4 protein-coding genes are annotated in these 6665 nt (G+C 43.8%); 1 reads left to right on the top strand and 3 read right to left on the bottom strand.

Annotated elements, in window-relative coordinates; translation table 11 throughout:
- Positions 1–143 precede the first annotated feature (143 nt).
- Positions 144–1436 (top strand): DEAD/DEAH box helicase, encoded by a 1293-nt coding sequence (locus BCT11_RS01240; RefSeq protein ID WP_038869656.1) that lies wholly within the window; start codon positions 144–146, stop codon positions 1434–1436.
- 80 nt (positions 1437–1516) lie between these two features.
- On the opposite strand, the gene BCT11_RS01235 is transcribed toward BCT11_RS01240, so the two are convergent.
- From BCT11_RS01235 to BCT11_RS01225, 3 genes are all read right to left on the bottom strand, one after another.
- Positions 1517–4489 carry a DUF6701 domain-containing protein gene (locus BCT11_RS01235; RefSeq protein ID WP_102386901.1) on the bottom strand — a complete coding sequence of 991 codons (2973 nt, stop codon included), beginning with the start codon at positions 4487–4489 and terminating at the stop codon, positions 1517–1519.
- Between the two features lie 318 nt (positions 4490–4807).
- Positions 4808–5647, bottom strand: coding sequence for an arginase (locus BCT11_RS01230; protein WP_102386900.1), 840 nt, complete (start codon positions 5645–5647; stop codon positions 4808–4810).
- Between the two features lie 6 nt (positions 5648–5653).
- Positions 5654–6388: an IclR family transcriptional regulator gene (locus BCT11_RS01225; protein ID WP_038869667.1), complete on the bottom strand. Its 735-nt coding sequence runs from the start codon at positions 6386–6388 to the stop codon at positions 5654–5656.
- Positions 6389–6665 lie beyond the last annotated feature (277 nt).

Genomic DNA, 6665 nt, shown 5'->3' with positions numbered 1-6665 from the left:
TCTTAAGCGAGTGGCATTAAGAAAAAGGTGACCTTTTTTGCAGATTAGGTGTTGAAAAAAGTGAGATAAATCACTTGAATTCGGGTATAGTGCACGGCTAAATTTTCAAAGCTATCTAGTGGTTTGTTTAAGGAATACGCTCAATGTCATTTTCATCTCAAGGTTTTGCGCCAGAAGTGGTTAAAGCACTGGCAGAATGCGGTTATGAGAAGTTAACGCCAATCCAACAAAAGGCGATTCCAATGGCTCGTCGAGGCCATGATATTTTCGCTACTGCACAAACGGGTACGGGTAAAACCGCAGCCTTTTCTTTGCCAATGATTCAACGTTTGCTTGATAGTGGTCGTAACGCGTCTCGTAAGACAGCACGTGCACTTATCATGGCTCCGACTCGTGAATTAGCAGAGCAAATCGCTGATAACATCAAAGCTTACACTAAGTATACGAACCTCTCTGTTGCGGCTATTTTTGGTGGTCGCAAGATGTCATCACAGGTGACAGCACTAGAAAATGGTGTGGATATTCTGGTTGCAACGCCAGGACGCCTAGAAGAGCACATTGAACAAGGTAACGTTTCAGTAGCAAACATTGATTTTCTTGTGTTTGATGAAGCAGACCGAATCTTGGATATGGGCTTTATCAATGCGGTTCGTAAAATCATGTTAGATGTGGATACCGACCCACAGATCATGATGTTCTCAGCAACAACCTCTAGCCAATTGAACGTTCTAGCAAGAGACATTTTACGTAAGCCAAAGCGTATCGAAGTAGAACGAGCGAATACTACGGCTCAAACCATTGCTCACGTATTGTACCCAGTAGACCAGGAGCGTAAGACAGAACTACTTTCTGAACTTATTGGTCGTAAAAACTGGAAGCAAGTGCTGGTTTTCGTCAACTATAAAGAAACCGCAAACGACGTAGTTAAAGAGCTGAAGCTGGATGGCATTAAAGCGGTGGTTTGTCATGGTGACCGTGCGCAAAGTGCTCGCCGTCGTGCTCTGGAAGAGTTCAAAACAGGCAAAGTACGCGTAATGGTAGCGACGGACGTTGCTGCTCGTGGTTTGGACATCGAAGATCTACCTCACGTAGTCAACTACGACATGCCATTCTTAGCAGAAGACTATGTTCACCGTATCGGTCGTACTGGTCGCGCTGGTAAGCAAGGTCATGCCGTGTCGTTTGTTAACCGTGAAGAAGAGTTGACGGTTGTACAGGTGGAAAATCTAATCCAGCAGCATATTCGTCGAATCGAACTAGCTGGTTACGAACCAAAACAACGTGAAGCTTACATCGAGAAGTTGAATTCAAAACCGGCATTCAAAAATCGTCAAGGTCGACGTAATAACCCGAACCAATCGGCTACGGACCAAGGCTCAGCAGAACGTCGTTTAGCGATGGTAAAACGTTTGAAAGCACGTCGTTCATCAAACTAATCATCGTTTATTGAAAAAGGACATTCTACGAAAAGCGCCCCTCAACCGAGGGGCGCTTTTTTATCTATAAAATGAAGAGGTTAATTCATCCCTATAAAATTGGGCTCTCCTCGATAGATGATACGGTCATTACCACGATGAATGCCAAAGGTCACGACCGTTGGCGGGTTATCTTCTTCTTTATTGGTCTTATCCCAATTGTATTTCAACCAAGGTAAGTTATTGCCGCCACTGCTTAGGTCTAAATGAAAGCGAACCTGTTCTCGTGCAGAGTCCACTTGGCTTGCGACAAGGTCATACGTTCTGCCTGCTAGCATCGTCCCTTCGCCAGATAGCTTGGTGTTATTTGGTGAAGAATTCGACCAAATAGGGGTTCTGGAGTGATGTTCTCCGTTGGCAGTGGTTGCGCTGTCTTCAAAGTGCGTCACAAAGCGGCTACCTTGCCAAACTTCGACGTCAAGTGGGACCTTGATGGTCATACCTTGGTTGCCGCCAACGTCTTTAAAATTAAGCCTGCCAAAGCGGATATCCGGTTGTTCTTTTAAGATATGTCGGTCATCAAAGAAGTGTATTTCATCGACGACGTTTGTGTGAGTTAGACCTATTTCACTCTTTGTTGATTTTGAGTCTTTATTGAATGGGCCGTCTGGATACTGACCATCAGTTGCATCCTTCTCCCAGCAAGGGCTATTGTCACAATTCGCATTGCCAGTAGCTTTTTCAATTGTGAAACTGCCAACACTTGCGTCACCCACCAAGTTCCACTCAACCGAGTGCGCTGCTGGTGGAATGAAACGGTCTACGTAGTCACTCAATTCGCCCAAATGGAAGTGTTCTCGAAGATTGGCATCGAAATACACGTAATTCTCGATGTCTTCTTGTTTGGCATTAAGGGCAACCACGTCATAACGAACCTCTTCAAATGGTTGATTCATGTAAATGAAGTTTTGTTTCGTCGGGTACGTCCATTCTGCCTCTCTCACCTTAAAGTATTTGGCGTAGAAGCGACCAACATTTCGAAAGCCAGTGTTAACCGTCATATCAAGGTACTGACTACTTAAACTTGCTTTGATCTTTAGGCTGCCAACTTCTTCCCAGTACAAGCCGGAGAAGGTGTATTTAGAGTTCTCACTCTCGGTATGGCTGCGAGTGAGTGACAAGGTACTTTCCAGTAACTTCTCGGATTGGTTTGCTGTTTCGGTCGGTGTCTTTTGTTTACTGCTTAATACGATGCTTGCCGAGGGTGCATCTTCCAACATAAAGTTGCCAGTAACATCTGCGTCGCAATAACTCTTTGTATTTACTTCACCAGTAACAGAGCCACCACTTTGCCAAATGATGGGTTTAACGGTCAGTGAGAAGTGTTCTCCGGCGGCAATAAATCCAGGACCACTTTTCGAAGTACCGGAAGCTAGTGTGGTTGAACCGTCGCAAATGGCCAGTGTCCATGGTCGAGATTTGACATCAAATGTACCTTCAACGTATACAGAGCCATCATCTGGACATTCTGCGAAACCTAAGCACTCGAATCTATCGGACATTTTTACAGAGAACAATCCGGATTCATTCGTGACTAAACCATGACTAGAAAGGCCATCTGAAAACTCTGCGGAGTAACGAAAGTTTCCTTCGCTCCCTCCCGCTGGCTTGATGAGAGGATGAGTGACTTTAGGAGTGCCATTGTAATTAGTCGCAATGACTTGTTCACCTGTAGTGGCACACGCTAGCAAACGAGTGTTCACGGTTTTTGATTTACCTGCCACAACGTGAATTTCTTTCATCGAGCTCAAGTTTTCTTCATAAGCTTCAAACATAAATGGTGTAAACATAAACTGCACGGTTTGTGCTTTGTTCGTATCTTCAACCATGGTGAAAGTCAGTGTGTAATTTGAATCTAGTGAAATCGAATCGATATCATGCGGGATGACTTTTATTACCAACGTCCCATCATCTTTCGAGATAAAGTTGTTGTCGTCAATTTTCTGTTTTCCTTCGACCATTTCAAGCGTGAATAGGTCAGGATGAGAGAGAGTAGCCAATACTTTAGCACTCGTTACTTCATCATTGTTGGTTGTAGTCACGGTAAACTGAGGGAGTTCATCACCACACAATAGTGCGATGTCTTCTGTTGGTGTGACGATAAGGTCGAAATCGTCATAACTCGGTGGGATTAACTCGCAAACAGGGACTTCTTTCTCTGGGCAATTTCTGGTTGCATATGAGCAGTTTTGATCATCTTTTCCGCAGTATTGAGTGATGTCGTTGTTGACTCGGTGGGCTTCTATTTTCCCACACACTTGGCCGATACCATCCACAAAACTTGCAGTATGAAACGCTTTAATAGCATTATATTTTGCATAAACCGAAGTATTGTCTAGTGTGATGTTTGCACCTTTGGATTCTATTGCACCAAAAACATCGGTATTTGAGAGCGTTAGATTTTGTAAAGAAAAGAGGCCGCCGACAATAACATTCTTGTTCGCTCCAACTTCTACTAAACCGCCTGACGACCAAACATCTCCGCAGACTTGAGCGTTCTCAAGCTTGAGGTTTTGACTTGCAGTTACTTGACCATTGACAACGTTGTAGAGGCCTTTTAGCTCGACAGTCATGCCTCTTGAATCTACATCACCATCGATAAGTACGTTTTCAAGTGAAATCGTATAATCCGTTTTTACATCGCCATAAATGTATGTGTAGTCGGTTTCGTGGTTGGCATTGCTAACTATTACGCCTTGGGATAGGGATTTTATACCTATCGGGTTTTCTGGAGAGCCAATGCTATTTCTACCTTTAAAGTTCAAGCCGGTAAAAGCACGAAGCTGAATCTTGGTATCTTGGGTGTTGATTATTTGTTCATCTAGCTCAAGTGTTATGTTTCCATGACAGTAGTACGCTTTATCATATTTTTGGTCGATAGGTTCTTGTATCTGTATCTTCTCTGGGCAAAAACCGACCTCATCACCGGTTTTAATGTCAGCTAAATCAAACACTGTTGCCAGAGCGTAGGGGGAAAAAATAGATGCGAGTGTGATGAATATTTGTTTTAGCATCATCAAGTATCCTAAATCTAGTGGAACTTAATGGCACCAAGCGAGTGTGAGCAAAAGGCTCATCGAAGTTAAGTTTGCGGTTTAGCTTTTTATAGTATGCCCGCTTAGTTATTGAACTTTGGTTGCTTTTTATTCGTATGTCATACCAAGTTTATATGAGTCTATTAAAACGTGAATGTGATCTTAGTTCAATAGTTTTGGTGGGTATGTGTCGCACTTTTAGCGTATCAAATTGTTAGAAAATAATAAGAAAGGGTTATATGTAACCAAACTGATAGAGCCAACACCTTAATGTTGGCTCTGATGTAGAAGCACGTCTTATGCGGCATGGTCGATTAAAGGAGCCATTTGATAAAGCTCTTGGAGAATTGCTTTCGTTTGTTTCGAATAGACAAGACGATCTTTGTCTCCGACAAGTTGTACCGCTTTTACCTTTCCTGATACCAGACACAAACGAATCGTACGAAGAACCATTTGTATATCCAGCGCGGGTGTTCCATCTAGACTGTTTTTTGTCAGTAGTGATGCCAAATCAATTGATATGACGATCTGATCACAATGGTCTAAATAGTTTCCGACTTGTTGCTTGAGGTGATTGCGGTAACGAAAGGTAAATTCGCGGTCGGTAACCCAATCACACCCTTGATCTTCGGCATAGTCCCAAGCTTCTTGTTTGGTATCTTGCTCACTCGCGCCAGCAAAGAACATGCGGACATTTGGGTAGCGTGACAGCGCAAAATGAAAAGCGGAGCCAAGGCGAGGGTCTAGTGTCGGTTTTAGGCTCACTCGGTGTCCGATATTTATGATGCCTATTTCGTCATTATCGCAAACCACAACTGGCAACATGGATAGAATGGCTTCGGTACAATTCGATAAGACAACCGGTATGGAGTGGCGCGAAAGAGACAAGCTTAATGCCTCTTGAAAATCGCCACTCTCAATCTGGGGATGGGAAAAGTGCCCAAGGTTTGCGGCTGAGCCTTGATCGTGTTGTTGATAGAGCCAGTCACTGGCATTCTCTAAACTTTGATCGGCTAAATCAAACGTGCCACTGCTCATCGGGGCTAAATGCTCACAAACCGTCATAAAAGAAAAAGGGTAATGGTGGACGGACTTATGAGCTCGATGAAGTTTGTAGCGTTTGAAAAAGCCTAACATGATGAATTACCTTTCTGGCGGCAACGCTCTCGCTGCCTGCAACACATGCAAAATGATACGCTGCTTATCCTTTTCGACTCGGTGAGCCGGAGCCATTACCGAGACTGCGCCAATCAATTTACTTCCTTTCATGACTGGTGCGCTAATGCCAGAAACACCAGGATCGATTTCTGATGTACTGACAGCGTATCCGTTCTTACGGATGGTACTGAGCTCTTGTTCCCATTCGCTGAGGCGATGATCTTGCCCAAAATGACGCAAGATTTTTTCGCAACGGCTTTGAGGCATGAAAGCCAGCATCACCTTAGATGAGGCGCCACGAAGCAATGGTTGACTTTGACCCTGGACGTAGCTGCATCGAAGCGCCTGCATACTCTCTTTCTGTCTGACACAAAGCGCGCGGTAACCAGAAGGCACCATGTAAGCGGCCATTTCGCCTGTTTGTTGAACTAGGCGAGCTAAAATGGTTTCCACCATATCTAAGCCATGTTGTGCGGTCTCATAGCTATGCATTAGCAACAAAGCGGCTGGGCCGACTACAAATGTCTTGTCGTGGACACTTTCCTCTATCAAGTTCCATTCTTTAAGCAGCTTTAAATGTCGATAAAGACTACTCAAAGGAACAGCCAGTTGTTCACTGAGTGTTTTCGCAGAGACTGGGAATGGACTAACTGCGACTTGCATGAGCAATTGCAGCGCCTTTTCGTTTACCTGATTAGCGTTGGCTTTGTTTGTCGTCATGAGCATGTTGTAACGTGATAATGGGTATGCAACAACTATAATTCTTAAACGTTGAGAAAAGGAAAATAATTGGGATTGGATATTCTCATATAATGAGAAAAAGCCATATTAATGTTTTTCCTTTAAGAGGAGGGCTCGCCATTTAAGCATCGGGTCATGATTTTTCTTCCTGCAGACTTCACCTTTACCTACTGGTTAAATTAGCAATTTTTGTGTGAATTCCCCTTCACAGATCGCATTCCAGTCATGAAAGTTGGTAAACTCTGTCTCTCAAATG

Origin of the sequence: Vibrio sp. 10N.222.52.B12 (assembly GCF_002875385.1) — a bacterium.
GTDB classification, from domain to species: Bacteria; Pseudomonadota; Gammaproteobacteria; order Enterobacterales; family Vibrionaceae; genus Vibrio; species Vibrio jasicida.
This window is presented reverse-complemented; position numbering and strand designations above follow the sequence as displayed.

Coding starts and splice junctions, on each gene's coding strand:
- BCT11_RS01230 (WP_102386900.1), bottom strand. CDS start 5,647: ATGTTAGGCTTTTTCAAACGCTACAAACTTCATCGAGCTCATAAGTCC.
- BCT11_RS01225 (WP_038869667.1), bottom strand. CDS start 6,388: ATGACGACAAACAAAGCCAACGCTAATCAGGTAAACGAAAAGGCGCTG.
- BCT11_RS01240 (WP_038869656.1), top strand. CDS start 144: ATGTCATTTTCATCTCAAGGTTTTGCGCCAGAAGTGGTTAAAGCACTG.
- BCT11_RS01235 (WP_102386901.1), bottom strand. CDS start 4,489: ATGCTAAAACAAATATTCATCACACTCGCATCTATTTTTTCCCCCTAC.